The organism is Pseudomonas sp. G7(2022) (assembly GCF_052660475.1).
Genome location: NZ_CP109659.1, coordinates 5,014,897 through 5,032,427 on the forward strand (window position 1 = coordinate 5,014,897; position 17,531 = coordinate 5,032,427).

Below are 17,531 nucleotides of genomic sequence, written 5' to 3' on the forward strand. Positions count from 1 at the left end.
ACATGAGACAAACTCAACCTTTTCGTGTTTATCACAAATTTTCCTCATGGAGACTGCAGTGCTTGAAATCCGTCACCTGAAAACCCTGCATGCCCTGCGCGAAGCCGACAGCCTGGTCGATGCGGCCGACCGTCTGCACCTGACCCAGTCGGCGCTGTCCCACCAGTTCAAGGAGCTGGAAGAGCGCATGGGCATGCCGTTGTTCGTGCGCAAGACCAAACCGGTGCGGTTCACCAGCGCCGGCCTGCGCCTGCTGCAACTGGCCGACGCGACCCTGCCGCTGCTGCGCGCCGCCGAACGTGACATCGGGCGTCTGGCCGGGGGAACCGCCGGACGTCTGCACATGGCCATCGAATGCCATAGCTGCTTCCAGTGGCTGATGCCGACCATCGACCAGTTCCGCGATGCGTGGCCGGAAGTCGAACTCGACCTGGCCTCGGGCTTCTCCTTCGCCCCGCTGCCGGCGCTGGCCCGCGGTGACCTGGATCTGGTGGTGACGTCCGACCCGCTGGAAATCGCCGGCATTACTTACGTGCCGCTGTTCACCTACGAAGCCATGCTGGCGGTCGCCAACCAGCATGCGCTGGCGAGCAAACCGTACATCGTCCCCGAAGACCTGCTGACCGAAACCCTGATCACCTATCCGGTGGAACGGGACCGCCTCGATATTTTCACCCGCTTCCTCGAACCGGCCGACATCGAGCCGGCGCAGGTGCGCACCTCGGAACTGACGGTGATGATGATGCAACTGGTGGCCAGCGGCCGCGGTGTGTGCGGCATGCCGCACTGGGCGCTGCATGAATACAGCTCACGGGGTTACGTAAAGGCCAAGCGGCTGGGTGAGAAAGGTCTGTTTGCGACGTTGTACGCGGCGATCCGCGCCGACATGCTGGACGCGCCGTACATGCGCGATTTCCTGCTGACGGCCAAGGACACCTCGTTCTCGACCCTCGATGGGGTCAGTGCGGTTCGTTGAGGCTGGCGGATGGCACGAAAGGCGCGCACCACATGTGGATCTTGTCGAAGTAGTCCTCGCCGACCCGCACCGCCATCGGTTCGAGGCCGAACTGGATGAAGCCGCAACGCTGGTAAAGCTTGAACGCGGCTTCATTGCCGGCGGTGACAGTCAATTGAATGACCTTCAGCGCCGGATGCTGCTGCGCTTCACCCAGCACGGCTTCCATCAATTTCAACCCCAGCCCGCGCTGGCGAAACTCGGCCGACACATACATGCCGAACACCGTTGCCTTGTGCCGGGCCTTTTCCCGAGGCTCGAACGCCAGGCCGACGATGCCCGCCAAGCGGCCCGCCTCGAACGCGCCAAACACCGCATCGAGCTTGCTGGTCAGGCGCGACTCCCACCAGCTCAGCGGCATTGCTGCGCGTTCGCGCACGCTGGAGGTGAAGGCCTGCGGATGCCGATCGTAAGCCTCCAGCATCAGTTCCCGATAGGCCAGCGCATGACTGGCATCCAGCCTTTCGATCCACATGTTCAAGCTGCCTTGCGCTGCTCAAGCATCAGCCGCAGGGCCAGCCCCCCAAGCACAAAACCCATGAAATAGCGTTGCGCCGCCAGCCAGGACGGATTGTTGACGAACCACGAGGCAATGCCTGCCGCCGACAGGGCAATCAACAGGTTGACGCTGAAGCTGACGCTGATCTGGGTCAGGCCGAGAATGATGCTCTGGCTGAACACCGAGCCATGTTCCGGCGTGATGAACTGCGGAAACACCGAAAGGTAGAACACCGCGATCTTCGGGTTCAGGGCGCTGGTGAGAAAGCCCATGGTGATGAGCTTGCGCGATGAGTCCGCCGGCAATGGCTGCACTTCGAACGGCGAACGGGCACCCGGTTTCACCGCTTGCCAGGCCAGCCACAGCAGGTACAGCGCGCCGGCCCACTTCAAGACTTCATAGGCCATCGGCACCGCGAGAAACACCGCCGTCAGACCGGCCGCCGCCGCGAACAGATGCACGAAGAATCCGGCCACCACGCCGAGCAGCGAAGTCACCCCGGCCTTGCGCCCCTGACAGATCGAACGGGAAATCAGGTAGATCATGTTCGGCCCCGGCGTCAGTACCATCAACAACGCGGCAGCGGCGAAAATCAGCAGGTCTTGAAGCGGGATCATGACGAAGTCCTTTGCACGAATGATCAGGCGATCGCGGTCAGCGAGGCTCGATAAAACGGCAGGATCAGGTCGCGTGTCAATGGGGCGAGAACCACATCACCGTCGGTGGCCGGGTCGATCCAGATCACCTCTTCGATCTCGGCGGCGGGAGAAACGTCGGCGTCGATGGTCAGTTGAAAGATCTCGGCCTGCACGACGAACCCCGGCTCGTTGGCGGCCGGTGCCGAGAACTGGCCGAGAAAGCGCGCCTGCGCCGGATCGATCACCAGCCCCAGTTCTTCTTCCAGCTCGCGGGCCAACGCATGCACCGGCAGTTCATGGGTTTCGATCTTGCCGCCCGGTTGCATGAACGCGGTGGTATCGCGCTTGCGCACCAGCAGGGTCTGGCCGTCGGGGTTGAGCAGCAACGCGGCGGCAATACGAATGATGCGGGGGGAAACAGCGGATACAGGGCTCATGGGGCAGCCACCGGCCTTGAGAAAAACCGCAAGGATCCCATGCCGACCCCGCCAGCGTCATCAACCCTGGGCCGTGAGGGTCGCCTCAAGTTCCTCCGGTACTTTCACGAATACCTTGTATTTAGCGCCCTCCATGGCTTCGAAACTGATCAGTTTGTCCACCAGCAAAGCGCTCAGGACCTTGCCGGCATTGAGCAGCAACATGCCGTTGTCGGCATTGAGGTTGCGCGCCAGGATCATCCCCGCTGCCAGCTCCCGGGTGCCCATGACCTTGACGTTCGGATCGGTCAGGGTGATGTCGCTGACCATTGCACAGACCTTGATGAAATCCTCGATCAGTTCGGGATCGTAAAGTTTGCCGGCGTACTGGCGCAGGTACAGCAACGCTTCGTCGCTGTTCATTTGCCGCTCGAGAATCAGCCCGCGCTGCAACTCGACGAAATCCACCGCCAGTTTCAGCAGACGCGAACCAAAGGGGATGGCCTCGCCCTTGAGCCGGTCGGGAAAACCGCTGCCGTCCCAGCGCTCCTGGTGATGCAGGATCAGCCGCGCGGCATCCTTCATCGGGTCCAGGGTCATCAACAGCGATTCGCTCTGTTTCGGATAGGCCCGATAGCGGTCGCGCTCGGTGCTGTGCAGCAGGTCCGACGGCGTGGTCATCATGCTGTCGGTCCAGCTCAGCTTGCCGATGTTGTAGAGCGCGGCGGCCATGGTCAGGTCGCGGCTGGCGGCTTCGTCCAGCCGGTGCACCTTGCAGTAGCCGCGCACCAGCTCGATGATCTGCCGGTTGGTCTGCTTGGCCGGCGGCAGGCGCAGATTGGCGATCAATGAAAACACTTCAGTGCCGGTCACATAGCTGTGCTTGAGCTCTTCGTAGGCCAGGTCGAGCATGTCGGCGGTCTGCTGCAGTTCGGCGGTACGGGCGGCGACGTGTTTTTCCAGGGTGCTGTTGAGCAGTTTCAATTGTTCGTTTTGCACTCGCGTCAGTTTTTCCAGACGTTCGCGCTCGCGTGCCAGATGCTGATGCTCGAGGGCCTGACGCAAGGTCAGCAGCATTTCCTCGTCGTTCCAGGGTTTGCTGATGTAACGGTGGATCTGCCCTTCGTTGATGGCCTTGATGATCGCCGAAGGGTCGGCGTAGCCGGTGAGCATGATCCGCGCGGTCGCCGGATACCGCTCATGAACAAGAGCCAGCAGCGTGGCGCCATCCATGTTGGGCATGCGCGCGTCGCTCATCACCAGATTCACCGGTTGCTGCTCGAGTATTTCCAGCGCCTGGGCACCGCTGGTGGCCAGCAAGACGTCATAAGGCTGACCGCGCAACAGGCGGCGCAGGCTGTTGAGGATCGGTTCCTCGTCATCGACCAGCAGCACTTTGGGCCGGGGCGGCGAAATCGGGGCGGACGGCTCTTCCATGGCGAAGCCTCGTGAGAAACGTTGGACATGACTGACGCGCCGGCAGACCTCCCCTGCTTGCCCGCGCTTGAATCACAGGCTAGATGATTTTCGCAGGGCGCGTGTAAATCCTCTGTTACACCGCGACAGGCAAAGTTGCGCCCGTGCAACTATGCTCAAGTGGCTGGACGACACCATCGGCATGAGCGCAGGCATGGGATGAGGGGAAAGGGATGCTCCCGATGACGAATGTGCGTGAACACACGGGTTTTGCGTCATGAGTGCGCAACCCGGACACACCAACCGCCGCGTGCTCATCGTCGACGATACCGCGTCGATCCATGAGGACTTTGCCAAGATCCTCAAACCGGCCACGGCTGAAGCCGACAGCCTGGATGAAACGGAAAGCCTGCTGTTCGGCGATGCGTCCTCCGCCCCCGTCGCACCGAAAGACCGTTTCGAACTGGACTCGGCCTATCAGGGCCGCGAAGCGCTGGACAAGGTCGAAGCCGCACTCGCCGCCGGGCGCCCGTACGCCATGGCCTTCATCGACATGCGCATGCCGCCGGGCTGGGATGGCCTGGAAACCATCGAGCGGCTGTGGCAGGTCGACCCCAAGCTGCAAGTGGCCCTGTGTACCGCTTATTCCGATTACTCCTGGGAAGACATCGACCAGCGGTTGGCCCTGACCGATCGCCTGCTGATCCTGAAAAAACCCTTCGACGCGATAGAAATCCGGCAGATGGCCAGCGCCCTGACGGTCAAGTGGCAAATGACCGAAGACGCCGCCATGAAGATGAACCTGCTGGAGCAGGCTGTTCAGGAACGCACGCGGGAGTTGTCCGACGCCAACATCATCGTGCAGAACAGCCCGACCATCCTGTACCGGCTGCGCGGCGAGCCGTCGTTTCCGTTGATGTACATCTCCCACAACATCACCCGATACGGCCATGTTGCGGCTGATCTGGTGGGTTCGGCCAACTGGGCGCAGACGCTGATTCACCCGGACGATCAGGTCAGTGTCGATACCGCCATGGGCCGGGTGCTCGATCGCCATGCAGAGGGCGCCTCCATAGAGTTTCGCCTGCGAACCGGCGAGGGTGGCTGGCGCTGGGTGGAAAACCGCTACATCCCGGTACGCGATCACGACGGCCGACTGCTGGAAGTCGAGGGGATCATTCTTGACATCACCGAGCGCCGGCTGGCCGAAGAAAAGATGAACCTGCTGGCCCGCACCGACGGCCTCACCGGGCTGGCCAATCGCGCCACCCTGATCGAGCGCCTGCATCAGGCCTTCGCCGCCGCTCGCCGGGGTGCGGCCCCCTTCGCGGTGTTTTATCTGGATCTGGACCATTTCAAGCGGATCAACGACACCCTCGGCCATCCGGTCGGCGATTTGCTTTTGCAGGAAGTGGCGCAGCGGATCAAATCGAATGTGCGGGAAAACGACGTGGTCGCACGGCTGGGCGGTGACGAATTCGCGATCCTGCAGTTGGATGTCAGCGACCCGACCCAGTCCGCCACCGTTGCCACCAAGATCCGCGATGCACTGTCGCAGCCTTACCACTTGACGGGCAATGCCTTGCACACCTCCGCCAGTATCGGCATCTGCCTCTACCGGCCCACAAGTCTGGATGCCGACAGTCTGCTGGGCGGCGCCGACATGGCGCTGTACCGCGCCAAGGAAACCGGGCGCAATCAGTACCAGTTCTACTCCGAGCAAATCACTCGGGAAGTGGCCGAGCGCATTACCCTTGCCGAAGAGTTGACGACAGCGCTCATTCAGGGAGGACTGAAGCTCGATTACACGCCGGAAGTGGACATGCACAGCGGCAAGATTCTCGGCATGGCCGCGCAGGTCAAATGGCAACATCCCAGGCTTGGTCTGCTGCCGGCGTCGGCCTTCGTACCGGCAGCGGAAAAGACCGGTGCAATCATCCCGCTCGGTCGCTGGATACTGGATCACGTCTGCTGGCAGATGCGCCAGTGGCAAAACGAGGGCGTGGCGCCGCCGGTGATGGCGATCAAGATCTCTCTGGCGCAGCTCAAGAGCGGCCCCGAGCTCATCTATGACGTGCTGCGCACCACCGCCCGTTGGGAGCTGGCACCGTGGGATCTGCGTTTCGATGTCACGGAAGCGACCCTGGCCCAGACCAAATGGACCCACAACGATGTGCTGCCGCGCCTGAGTGAGCTTGGGGTGAAGATCGCCATCGACGATTTCGGCACCGAATACTCATCGTTCGATTACCTGAAAACCTACCGGGTCAATCACCTCAAACTCTCCCAATACCTGATCGACAGTGCGGCCCAGGATGAAGGCAGCGCCAATACCCTGCGAGCGATCGTCAATTTCGCCCGGGATCTGGCGATCGACATCAGCGCCGAAGGCGTCCAGCCCGCAGATCGGGATGACGCCCTCGCCTCTTCGGCCCCCCTGAAAAACGTGCAAGGCCTTTGCTTCAGGGAAGCGGTCAGCCCCGAACAGGCAGCCCGACTGCTGAAGGACGCAAGTGCGGCCGCCCCGCTGCCCAAGGAGGATGAAGGATGAAAACGCCTTTTCCCCAGACCAACCGGCGCATTCTGATCGTCGACGATACGCCGGCGATCCATGCCGATTTCCGCAAGATCCTCGCCCCCGAGACCGGTGGCGAAGCGGATCTGAGTGGTCTTGAACAGACGCTGTTCGGCACCCGTCAGGCAACGCACCTGACGTTCCAGCTCGACTCCGCCTACCAGGGCCAGGAAGCCTTGAAACTGGTGCAACACGCGCTGGACGAAGGCCGGCCCTACGCCCTCGCCTTCACCGACATGCGCATGCCGCCCGGCTGGGATGGACTGGAAACCATCGAAAAACTCTGGGAAGTCGATCCGAACCTGCAAATTGCATTGTGCACCGCCTACTCCGACTACAGCTGGGAGGCCATGGCCGAGCGCCTGGAATTCGGCGATCAGTTGCTGATCCTGAAAAAGCCGTTCGACACCCTGGAAATCCGCCAGATGGCCAATGCCCTGACCTGGAAATGGCAACTGGCCCAGGACGCAGCGCTGAAGATGCTCAACCTTGAGCAGACCATCGAGGCGCGGGTGCATGAACTGCTCAAGGTCTCGCACCTGCTGCAATACGACAGCCTCACGGGCCTGCCCAACAGCACCTTGCTGGGCGATCGCCTGAGCCAGTCGCTGGCAGCTTGCCGGCGTCACGACAAGCAACTGGTGGTGATGTTTCTCGGCCTGGACCGCTTCAAGCGCATCAACAATGCCCTGGGCCATCCGGCGGGCGACGAAATGCTCAAGCGGGTCGGCCAGCAATTGCTGGCCTGCGTGCGCGAATCGGACTCGGTCTTTCGTTATGGCTCCGACGAGTTCGTGGTGATGCTCAGCGATATCAAGCATCCGCAGCAGACCCGCAGCATCGCCGAGAAACTACTGAGCGCCATCCGCGCTCCACAGACAATCGTCGGGCATGACGTGAGCGTCACGGCCAGTCTGGGCATCAGCCTCTACCCCGATGACGGGCTCGAGGCCATCGAGCTGATCAAGAAAGCTGAAACGGCCATGCGCAGCGCCAAGGAAAACGGACCGAACGAAATCGGCTTCTTCATCGAAGCCATGAACCAGCGCGCCCGGGAGCAGCAAGGCATCGAGTCGGGTATTCGCCAGGCCCTGCAGCGCCATGAATTCGTCCTGCACTACCAGCCGAAAATCGAGCTGACCAGCGGCCGGGTGGTCGGCGCCGAGGCTCTGGTGCGCTGGCAAAAACCGGGGCATGGCTGGGTGTATCCATCGGAGTTCATTCCAGTGGCCGAAGACAGCGGCCTGATCGTGCCGTTGAGCAAATGGGTGCTGGCCGAGGCCTGTCGGCAGACCCGGGACTGGCAACTGGCGGGGTTGCCGTCGATCCGCATGTCGGTCAACACCTCGGCCATCGACTTTCGCCAGCGGCACTTCGTCGAGGGTATCGAACAGGTGTTGGCACAGACCGGGCTGGATCCCCGTCTGCTGGAACTGGAAATCACCGAAGGCGTGCTGATGCAGAACGTGGACGCAACGATGAGTGCGCTGAACCGGCTGAAAGCCCTGGGTGTCCGGCTGGCCATCGATGACTTCGGCACCGGTTATTCCAGCCTGAGCTACCTGCGGCGGTTTCCCATCGATGTGCTGAAAATCGATCAGTCGTTCATTCGCGGCCTCAGCCATGACAGCAGCGACGCGGCCCTGGTCGGTGCGATCATCAGCCTGGGCAAGAGCCTCAACCTGAACGTCATCGCCGAAGGCGTGGAGACCGCACAACAGCTGGCCTTTCTAAGGGCCCACGAGTGCGAGGAGGGCCAGGGCTTCTACTTCAGCAAAGCCTTGCCGGCAGACTCCTTTGCCCACCTTCTGGTTGACGGGTTGCCTGACCCCTGGAGCGTTGCATGAACACACCGACGACATGCCCGTCACGCAGCGTTTTGTTCCTGATGCTTTTCGCTCCCGGCGTCAATATCGTAGCCGCGCCCCTGGACGAGCCACTGAAGCCGCTGCCTGACATTGCGAAACAGGACCCGAAGCGCGTCGAACTGGGTCGCCGGCTTTTCCAGGATCCACGGCTGTCGGTGAACAACAGCCTGTCCTGCGCCAGTTGTCATCAACTGGACAAGAACGGCGCTGACAGCCGGGCCCTTTCCCTGGGCTTCGATGGACAACCGGTGGCGGTCAACACCCCGACCGTGCTCAACGCCAGCCTCAATTTCCGCCAGTTCTGGGACGGTCGCGTGGAGACGCTGGAGGAGCAAAGCAACGTCGTCATCACCAGCCCCCACGAAATGGGCAATGACTGGAACACCGTCGTGCAACGGATCGCCGACGACCCCGGCTATCGCCAGTCTTTCAGCACCGCCTACCCGGATGCCGTGACGAAAGCCAACATCCAGAACGCCCTGACGAGCTACGAACGCACACTGCTGACACCCGGCTCACGCTTCGATCAGTACCTGCTGGGCAACACCGACATCCTGACCCTCGATGAGAAATACGGTTATCAGCGCTTCAAGGACTACGGCTGCATTGCCTGCCATCAGGGCGTGAACATAGGCGGCAACATGTACCAGAAGTTCGGGGTGTTCGGTGACTACATCGCCGATCGTGGCAACCCGACGGTGGCCGACCAGGGCCGGTTCAACGTCACTGGTGACGAAAACGATCGGGCCGTGTTCAAGGTGCCGAGCCTGCGCAACGTCGCACTGACCGCGCCGTATTTCCACGACGGTTCGGCGCCCACCCTCGAACGGGCCGTGGACGTGATGTTCCAGTATCAGTTGGGCCGCATGCCGAGCGAGCAAGACAAGGCACTGATCATTGAGTTTCTCAAGACCCTGACCGGACACTGGGAGGGTCAGCCATGATGAAAACCGTCTCGGGGCGGCGCAGCCTGCTGTTGCTCAGCCTCCTCGCCGTATTGCTGGCCTCGATCCTGGTGTTTCTGTACCTCAAGTCCAGTTCCGAGCAGACCACCACCTACACCGAATCCCGGGACCTGATCCGTCAGATCAAGCAACAGGATTCGCAGTGGGAAAGTGAAGTCCTCAAGGCCCGGGTGGCGATCACCCACAATTACGACCCGCTGATCTCGCCGATGAACGAGATGAATCGCCTGTGGGCACGTTTCGAATCCATGGAATCCGGGCATGGACGGGACGAATCCACGCAATGGGCTGATGCCCACGAACGCTACCTGGACGCCTGGCAGGAAAAAGCCCGCCTGGTGGAACAGTTCAAGTCGCACAACGCGCTGTTGCGCAACTCCCTGGCTTTTCTGCCCAGTGCCGAGGATGACATTCAGGCACAACTGGCCAATCTGTCCGACCTCGACAAGATTCAATTGCAGAACATCGTCACCGACACCTATGACCTGTTGCTCAGTGCACTGGAATTTGCCCAGGTCGCCTCCGCCGACAAGGCCTCCGACATCGAGGTGGGCCTGAACAAACTGGCGGTGAACGCACAACGTCTGCCGGCGGTTTTTCAAACCCCGATCAGGATCCTCAGCAATCACATCGCCCTGATCCTGCGCGAGCAACCGATCGTCAACCGCCTGCTCGATCAGATCGAGGCAATTCCCGTGGACGAGCGTCTGGACACCATCACCAACATGCTCGACCTGGATCAGCAACAGGCCGAACGAACCGACCAGAAATACCATTTCTACCTGCTGCTGTTTTCTGTCCTGCTGATGTTGTCGCTGCTGTGGCTGGCCATCCGCCTGATCCGCAGTTTTGCCGAGATCAACCGGGTCAACGCGGCCCTGCAAACGGCCAACGATGTGCTCGAACAACGGGTCGACGAACGGACCCGCGAACTGAAGAACGTGCAGAGCGAACTGCTCGACGCCGCACGCCAGGCCGGCATGGCGGAAATCGCCACCAACGTGTTGCACAACGTCGGCAACGTGCTCAACAGCGTGAACATTTCCTCCGACCTGATCTCGCGGAAACTGCGCAGCAGCAAGGCCTTGGGACTCGGCAAGGCGATGCAGCTGATCAACGAACACCCCGACGACCTCGGGTCGTTTCTGACCGAGGACGCCAAGGGCAAGCTGCTGCCCGGCTACCTCAACCAACTGGTGGGCGCCATCGCCCAGGAACAGCAGGAAATGGCCGACGAACTGACCCAGATGAACAAGAGCGTCGATCACATCAAGGACATCGTCGCCACCCAGCAATCCTATGCCGGGGCCAACAGCATGACCGAGCCGCTGTACATCAACGAACTGCTCGAAGACGCCCTGCGCATGAATGCCGGGGCGCTCACCCGACATCACGTCACGGTGGTCAAGGAATACGGCGACGTGCCCCAGGTGATGGGCGACAAGCACCGTCTGCTGCTGATCCTGATCAACCTGATCAGCAACGCCAAGTACGCGATGTCCGATCTCAGCAACCGCCCGCGGACCATGACCCTGGGGGTGAAGATCGTCGATGACGGCTTTCTGGAGATCAGCGTCAGGGACGATGGCGAGGGCATAGCACCGGAGAACATGACGCGGATCTTTGCCCACGGCTTCACCACCCGCAAGGACGGCCACGGCTTCGGTCTGCACAGCTGCGCCCTGGCGGCCATCGAGATGAACGGCCATCTCACCGCCCACAGCGACGGGCCTGGCCAGGGCGCCCTGTTCACTTTGCAGATCCCGCTGATCACGGTAACGGAGAACGCATGAGCGAACTGTCAAACCGCCGCATCCTGCTGATCGACGACATGCCGTCGATCCATGAAGACTTTCGCAAGATCCTCACCCCGAACCGGGCGCAGTCGGCGGAACTGGACGAGATGGAAGCCGCCCTGTTCGGTGCCCCTGCCAAGCCCCGACGGGCGATGTTCGAACTGGACTCGGCCTATGGCGGCGAAGAAGGTTTGGCCAAACTCAACCTGGCCTTGCAGGAGCAATGCCCGTACGCCCTGGCCTTTGTCGACATGCGCATGCCCGATGGCTGGGACGGAGCAAAGACCATCGAGCAATTGTGGCTGCAGGATCCACAACTGCAGGTGGTGGTCTGCACCGCCTATTCCGACTATTCCTGGGACGAACTGCTGGATCGCCTGCACGCCCATGACCGGCTGCTGATCCTGAAAAAGCCCTTCGACAACATCGAAGTCCAGCAGATGGCCAACACCCTGCTGACCAAATGGCAGATGACCGAACGCGCCTCGCTGCAAATGCATCACCTGGAACACCTGGTGGACCAGCGCACCGCTCAGTTCAAGCAGGCCAGCGAAGCCTTGCAGCGGGAGATCGATGAACGCAAGCAACTGGAAGGCCAGCTGGTGCAGTCGGAAAAGCTCGCCTCGCTGGGGCAACTGGCCGCCGGGGTCGCTCACGAAATCAACAACCCGATCGGCTTCGTTTCCTCCAACCTCGGCACCCTCGACGGTTACTTCCAGCAACTGCTGGCCATGCTCGGCGCCTATCACAGCGCCGGGCAGGAATTGCCCGCCGAAGCCGCCGCGCAGTTGCAGCAATTGCGCGAGCACCTGGAACTGGACTATCTGCTGGAAGACATCCCGACGCTGATCCGGGAATCCAAGGAAGGCATCGGCCGCGTCGGACAGATCGTCCGGGATCTCAAGGATTTCTCCCGGGTCGACAGCCATCAGGAATGGCAGTGGGCCAATCTGCAACAGGGCATCGAATCGACTCTGAACATCGTTGCCGGCGAGCTCAAGTACAAGGCCGATGTGATCAAGGAATACCAGGATCTGCCGGACATCGAATGCCTGCCCTCGCAAATCAATCAGGTGATCATGAACCTGGTGGTCAACGCGGCGCAGGCCATGGGTCCGGAGCGCGGCACCATCACCCTGCGCACCGGGGTGCAGGGCGAAACGGCAATCATCGAAGTGGCCGACACCGGTTCGGGCATCGCCCCCGAGACCCTGCAGAAAATCTTCGATCCGTTCTTCACCACCAAACCGGTAGGCCAAGGGACAGGCCTGGGTCTGTCCCTGTCCTACGGCATCGTGAAAAAGCACGGCGGGGACATTTCAGTCAGCAGCACCCTGGGCGCCGGCACGACGTTTCGCGTGCAATTGCCGTTGCGCCAGACCCGGCCTGCGGCCTGAGGTCAGGTCGCCTCCTGGAAATCCATCTCCGGTGGCTGGCGTCGGAAACCGCCGGTCAGCACCGCCAGATACACCACACCAATCGCCAGCCAGCTCAGGCCCAGATACACCGCCAGGTGATCGAGGCTCACCATCAGCCACAAGTCCGCGACCAGGCCGATGAACGGGAAGACCAGAAACAGAAGCAGCTCGCGCGGGCCTTTCTTCTCGCCGCCAATCCAGTAATGGAAGATCACTGACAGGTTGACCAGGCTGAACGCCAGGAAAGCACCGAAGTTGATGAACGAGGTCGAGGTGGTCACATCGAGTTTCAATGCGAGCAAGGCCACCACGGCGCAAAGCAGGATGCTGTTGACCGGCGTGCCGAAGCGCTCGTGCAAGGTGCCGAAAAACGACTTGGGCAACACACCGTCACGCCCCATTGCGAACAACAGTCGCGAACCGCTGGCCTGGGCGGACAGTCCCGAGGCGAACTGACCGACGATCAGGCCGATGAGGAAGATCGACACGAACAGGTCGCCACCGATGTTGCGCGCAATCTCGTAGGCCGCCGAGTCGACGCTGTCGAACTGGAACGACGGGTGGGCGATCTGCACGAAGTACGATACACCGACGAAAATCAGCCCTCCGATCAGGGTGATCAACATGATTGCCCGAGGGATGGTGCGGCGTGGATCACGGGTTTCTTCGGTGAGGGTGCTGACAGCGTCGAAACCGAGGAACGAGTAGCAGGCGATGGCGGCCCCGCTCATGATCAGCGGCATCTGCATGTCGCCATTGAAGAACGGTTTGATCGACCACAGCGGCGTGCTGGCATCGCCACCGACGTAGTGCACGCACAGCGCGACAAAGGCGACCAGCACCAGAAATTGCACCAGCATCAGCAAGGCGTTGATGCCGTTGGCGAGCTTCAGGCCGATGACGTTGATGGCGCTGGTGATGCCAATGAACGCCAGCACCCAGATCCACTGCGGGATCGAGGGAAGGCCGAAGCGAGGTACGCGGCGCCGATCAGCCAGATCGCCATCGGCAGAAACAGATAATCGAGCAGCACCGCCCAACCGGCGATGAAGCCGAGTTTCGGGCTGATGGACTTGCGCACATAGCTGTAAGCCGAGCCGGCCACCGGGAACGCGGCGGCCATGCGCCCGTAGCTCATGGCGGTGAAAAACATCGCCACCAGCGCCGCCAGATACGCCGCCGGCACCATGCCGGCGGTGGACTGGGCGAGGATGCCGAACGTGCCGAGGACAATGATCGGCGTCATGTAGGCGATGCCGAACAGCACCACCGACCCCAGCGAAAGGGTGCGTTGCAAACGAGCCATGGGCGACTTACTCCGGATTTTATTGGATTTATGGCAGAGGCCGAGTTCGGCGAATGTTTCGTGTGTTGCGTTGTTGTTCTTGAGTCAAACAGATGTGTTGTCTGTCAGGGCCCCATCGCGAGCAGGCTCGCTCCCACAGTGACCGCGTCCCCCTGTGGGAGCGAGCCTGCTCGCGATGGCGTCGACCCGATCGACAAAGACGTCGGATCATCGCGAAGGGATCAGGAACTCCCGCAGACCAGAAGCGTGTTCAACCACCTCCCCCGGCAACCTCAACCGCTGATCATCCAGATACCGGTAATCCTTGCGCGCCAGCTCCAGCTGAGCGAAATCCAGCTCCACACTGAACCGCCCCTCCTCACGCCCGGCCTCGAACAGCAGCGTGCCCAGCGGATCCACCAGCGCACTGCCGCCGGCAAACATCAACCCGTCATCCCCGGTTTCCACACGGTTGACCATCAGCGCAAACGCCTGGTTTTCCTGAGCCCGGGCCATGATCGCGGTGCGGTGGGTCGGGCCGTACGGGTCCATGTTGCCGTTGGTCACGATCAGCAATTCGGCGCCCAGTTGCGCCAGGGCCCGGGCCGATTCCGGAAACTCGATGTCGTAGCAGATCAGCAAACCGACCCGAACACCGTTCCACAGGCACGTGGCGTAACGGTCGCCGGCCTCGAACACGCCGCGGTCCGACGCCCAGAGGTGGGTCTTGCGGTATTTCAGGGCGATGCCTTCCGGAGTAATCAGCAGCGTGGTGTTGTAGAAGCGGCCGTTGTCGTTCTCGGCCATGCCGATCACCACGGCGAGGTTGCGTTCACGGGCGGCAGCCTGCACGGCGCTGACGGTCGGGCCGTCCAGCGGCTCGGCGATCTGCGCCACAGTGTCGGCAGTCGGGAAGCCCATCAGGTGAGTCTCGGGGAACACGATCAGTTGCGTGTCGGCGGCGCAGGCCGCAATCGCCGCGAGTGCGCGTTCGAGGTTGTACGCCGTGTCTTTGTCACGGCCCGCCAGTTGGGCGAGTTCGACTTTCATGGGGAGTCCTTGTTATGAGCGCCGGGTGCCGAAAGATTGCCCGGCGACTGTCTGTGGGCCAGTATGCTTCGCATTCGACCGGCCAGGGAATTACGCGGCCGGGGTAACCCGATAGGGGTAGAGGCATGACTGTTTCGTTTGACGACATCACCTGGCACCGCGCCGTCGGGCAGTTGATCGACGCCCTCGACAAGCCGAATTTCTGGGCGCAACTGGTGCGCCTGCTCGACCAGTACGTCACGTTCGATAGCTGGGTGGCGCTGCTGTTCAGCGCCGACCGCCATCCGCAGGTGTTCGCCGAATGCCCCGGCGCCGACGGCAGTCCCGACCAGTTGTTCCAGGATTACCTGCGCGGGTTGTACCTGCTCGACCCGTTCTACATCGCCTGCCGCGAGCAATCGCGCACCGGGTTGTATCGCCTTTCGGAGGTCGCACCGGAGCACTTCGAATTGACCGAGTATTACCAGCGATACTTTCGTCTGAATGTGGTGGCCGACGAAATCCAGTTCAATTGCCAGCTCGAAGGCGACCGCACGCTGTGCCTGTCACTGGGCAGCCAGCAGCGCTTCAGCGGCGAGCAGATTGCCTTGCTGTCGCTGATCCAGCCGTGGGTGCTCGGCCTGTTGCGCCAGCGCCTGCCCTACGAAATCAATGAAACCCTGGCATTGGCACCGGCGCCTGCGCAACCGGACTGGCGGGTGCAGCTCGAAGCGTCGGTGCAGCAACTCAAGGGCGCGCAACTGACCGCCCGGGAACTGGATGTCGGGCGTTTGATGCTCAGCGGTTGCTCCAGTAAAGAAATCGCCCGTAAGCTGGAAATCTCTGTTGAAACCGTGAAAGTCCATAAGAAACACATGTACAGCAAGCTGGGGATCAAATCCCAGTCGGAGCTGTTTTCGATCTTTCTGCAGGCGCAGAACGCCTGACTGCCGCAAAAAACCGTCCGAACCAAGGAAACCGTATGAGCCTGTCACTTCTGAGCCGCTACGCCTTCTTTGCCGTCTGCGTGATTTTCACCCTCGCCAGCCTGCCCTTTCTCGAACACGACTGGCTGTGGCCGATCACTGCCGTTACCGGCGTGTTGAGCCTGCTGGGTCTGTTCGACCTGATGCAAAGCCCCCACGCGGTGCGCCGCAACTACCCGATCCTGGGCAACATCCGTTACCTGGTCGAAGGCATCCGCCCGGAGATCCGCCAGTACCTGCTGGAATCCGACAGCGACGCCCTGCCCTTCTCCCGCGCCCAGCGTTCGCTGGTGTACTCGCGAGCCAAGAATGAAAGCGCCGACAAACCGTTCGGCACCTTGATCGACGTCTACCAATCCGGTTTCGAATTCATCGGCCACTCGATGCGCCCGGCGCCGTTGAGCGACCCGAGCAGCTTTCGCGTTACCGTCGGTGGCCCGCAGTGTACCCAGCCGTATTCGGCGTCGGTGTTCAACATCTCGGCCATGAGTTTTGGCTCCCTCAGTGCCAACGCGATCCGTGCGCTGAACCAGGGTGCGAAACTCGGCAACTTCGCCCACGACACCGGCGAAGGCAGCATCAGCCCGTATCACCGCGAACACGGCGGCGACCTGACTTGGGAGCTGGGCAGCGGCTATTTCGGTTGCCGCACCAGCGACGGCCGCTTCGACCCGGAACGCTTCGCCGCCCAGGCACAGACCCCACAAGTGCGGATGATCGAAATCAAGATGAGCCAGGGCGCCAAACCCGGCCACGGCGGGATTCTGCCCAAGCACAAGGTGACCCAGGAAATCGCCGACACCCGCGGCATCCTGATGGGCGAAGACTGCATTTCACCGTCCCGCCACAGCGCGTTCTCCACGCCGATCGAGATGATGCATTTCATCCAGCAACTGCGTGAACTGTCTGGCGGCAAACCGGTGGGCTTCAAGTTCTGCCTCGGTCATCCATGGGAGTTCATGGGCATCGCCAAAGCCATGCTCGAAACCGGGATCCTGCCGGACTTCATCGTGGTCGACGGCAAGGAAGGCGGCACCGGCGCCGCGCCGGTGGAATTCACCGACCACATCGGCGTACCGATGCGCGAAGGTCTGCTGTTCGTACACAACACGCTGGTCGGCCTGAACCTGCGGGACAAGATCAAGCTCGGCGCCAGCGGCAAGATCGTCAGTGCCTTCGACATCGCCAGCGTGCTGGCCATCGGCGCCGACTGGGCCAACTCGGCGCGCGGTTTCATGTTCGCCATCGGCTGCATCCAGTCGCAAAGCTGCCACACCAACAAATGCCCGACCGGCGTCGCCACCCAGGACAACCTCCGCCAGCGCGCGCTGGTGGTGCCGGACAAGGCCCAGCGGGTCTACAACTTCCATCGCAACACGTTGAAGGCGCTGGCGGAAATGCTCGCCGCCGCCGGCCTCGATCATCCGTCGCAACTGTCGGCCAAGCACTTGGTACGGCGCATGTCGGCGACTGAAATCAAACTGTTCTCGCAACTGCATGTGTTTTTGAAACCTGGGGAATTGCTCACCGGGGAAGTGAACGGCGAGTTCTATTCGCGGATGTGGCAGATGGCGCGGGCGGACAGTTTTGAGCCGCAGGAAATCGCGGCGGCCTAGACTCTGAAC

The 17,531-nt window shown here is 61.6% G+C and carries 13 protein-coding genes and 1 pseudogene; 8 read left to right on the forward strand and 6 right to left on the reverse strand.

Going from position 1 to position 17,531, the window contains the following annotated elements:
- Positions 1–58: 58 nt before the first annotated feature.
- Positions 59–976, forward strand: a complete 918-nt coding sequence (gene metR / locus NE357_RS22955; protein ID WP_085709456.1) for a transcriptional regulator MetR — start codon at positions 59–61, stop codon at positions 974–976.
- Here metR and NE357_RS22960 read toward each other — a convergent pair.
- The 4 genes from NE357_RS22960 to NE357_RS22975 are packed head-to-tail and all read right to left on the reverse strand — an operon-like array spanning position 960 to position 4,005.
- A complete protein-coding gene (locus NE357_RS22960) occupies positions 960–1,490 on the reverse strand; it encodes a GNAT family N-acetyltransferase (RefSeq protein ID WP_169431734.1) in 531 nt (176 codons plus the stop codon). The genes metR and NE357_RS22960 overlap by 17 nt on opposite strands.
- Before the next feature lie 2 nt (positions 1,491–1,492).
- Positions 1,493–2,131, reverse strand: a complete 639-nt coding sequence (locus NE357_RS22965; RefSeq protein WP_169431735.1) for a LysE family translocator — start codon at positions 2,129–2,131, stop codon at positions 1,493–1,495.
- 23 nt (positions 2,132–2,154) lie between these two features.
- Positions 2,155–2,589 (reverse strand): NUDIX hydrolase, encoded by a 435-nt coding sequence (locus NE357_RS22970; protein ID WP_169431736.1) that lies wholly within the window; start codon positions 2,587–2,589, stop codon positions 2,155–2,157.
- A 60-nt stretch (positions 2,590–2,649) separates the two neighbouring features.
- Complete coding sequence (locus NE357_RS22975) at positions 2,650–4,005, reverse strand: HD domain-containing phosphohydrolase (protein WP_169431737.1); 1,356 nt, start codon at positions 4,003–4,005, stop codon at positions 2,650–2,652.
- A gap of 256 nt (positions 4,006–4,261) precedes the next feature.
- Here NE357_RS22975 and NE357_RS22980 point away from each other — a divergent pair, with 256 nt between their 5' ends.
- The 5 genes from NE357_RS22980 to NE357_RS23000 are packed head-to-tail and all read left to right on the forward strand — an operon-like array spanning position 4,262 to position 12,585.
- Positions 4,262–6,535 (forward strand): GGDEF/EAL domain-containing response regulator, encoded by a 2,274-nt coding sequence (locus NE357_RS22980; protein ID WP_169431738.1) that lies wholly within the window; start codon positions 4,262–4,264, stop codon positions 6,533–6,535.
- Entirely contained in the window at positions 6,532–8,406 is a 1,875-nt protein-coding gene (locus NE357_RS22985) for a putative bifunctional diguanylate cyclase/phosphodiesterase (RefSeq protein ID WP_169431739.1), read from the forward strand. The genes NE357_RS22980 and NE357_RS22985 overlap by 4 nt, the downstream gene beginning before the upstream one ends.
- 41 nt (positions 8,407–8,447) lie before the next feature.
- Positions 8,448–9,371 carry a cytochrome-c peroxidase gene (locus NE357_RS22990; protein WP_243433390.1) on the forward strand — a complete coding sequence of 308 codons (924 nt, stop codon included), beginning with the start codon at positions 8,448–8,450 and terminating at the stop codon, positions 9,369–9,371.
- Positions 9,371–11,185 (forward strand): DAHL domain-containing protein, encoded by a 1,815-nt coding sequence (locus NE357_RS22995; RefSeq protein WP_169432694.1) that lies wholly within the window; start codon positions 9,371–9,373, stop codon positions 11,183–11,185. Before NE357_RS22990 ends, NE357_RS22995 begins: the two co-directional genes overlap by 1 nt.
- Positions 11,182–12,585 (forward strand): ATP-binding protein, encoded by a 1,404-nt coding sequence (locus NE357_RS23000; protein WP_169431741.1) that lies wholly within the window; start codon positions 11,182–11,184, stop codon positions 12,583–12,585. Before NE357_RS22995 ends, NE357_RS23000 begins: the two co-directional genes overlap by 4 nt.
- Positions 12,586–12,587: 2 nt before the next feature.
- Here the strand turns inward: NE357_RS23000 and NE357_RS23005 are convergent.
- Together NE357_RS23005 and NE357_RS23010 are read right to left on the reverse strand one after the other, a co-directional pair.
- Positions 12,588–13,912, reverse strand: a pseudogene (locus NE357_RS23005) (APC family permease).
- A 207-nt stretch (positions 13,913–14,119) separates the two neighbouring features.
- Positions 14,120–14,941, reverse strand: a complete 822-nt coding sequence (locus tag NE357_RS23010; protein ID WP_169431743.1) for a carbon-nitrogen hydrolase family protein — start codon at positions 14,939–14,941, stop codon at positions 14,120–14,122.
- Positions 14,942–15,066: 125 nt separating this feature from the next.
- Here NE357_RS23010 and NE357_RS23015 point away from each other — a divergent pair, with 125 nt between their 5' ends.
- Together NE357_RS23015 and NE357_RS23020 are read left to right on the forward strand one after the other, a co-directional pair.
- Positions 15,067–15,867, forward strand: a complete 801-nt coding sequence (locus tag NE357_RS23015) for a helix-turn-helix transcriptional regulator (protein WP_169431744.1) — start codon at positions 15,067–15,069, stop codon at positions 15,865–15,867.
- Positions 15,868–15,902: 35 nt separating this feature from the next.
- Positions 15,903–17,522, forward strand: coding sequence for an FMN-binding glutamate synthase family protein (locus NE357_RS23020; RefSeq protein WP_169431745.1), 1,620 nt, complete (start codon positions 15,903–15,905; stop codon positions 17,520–17,522).
- Positions 17,523–17,531 lie beyond the last annotated feature (9 nt).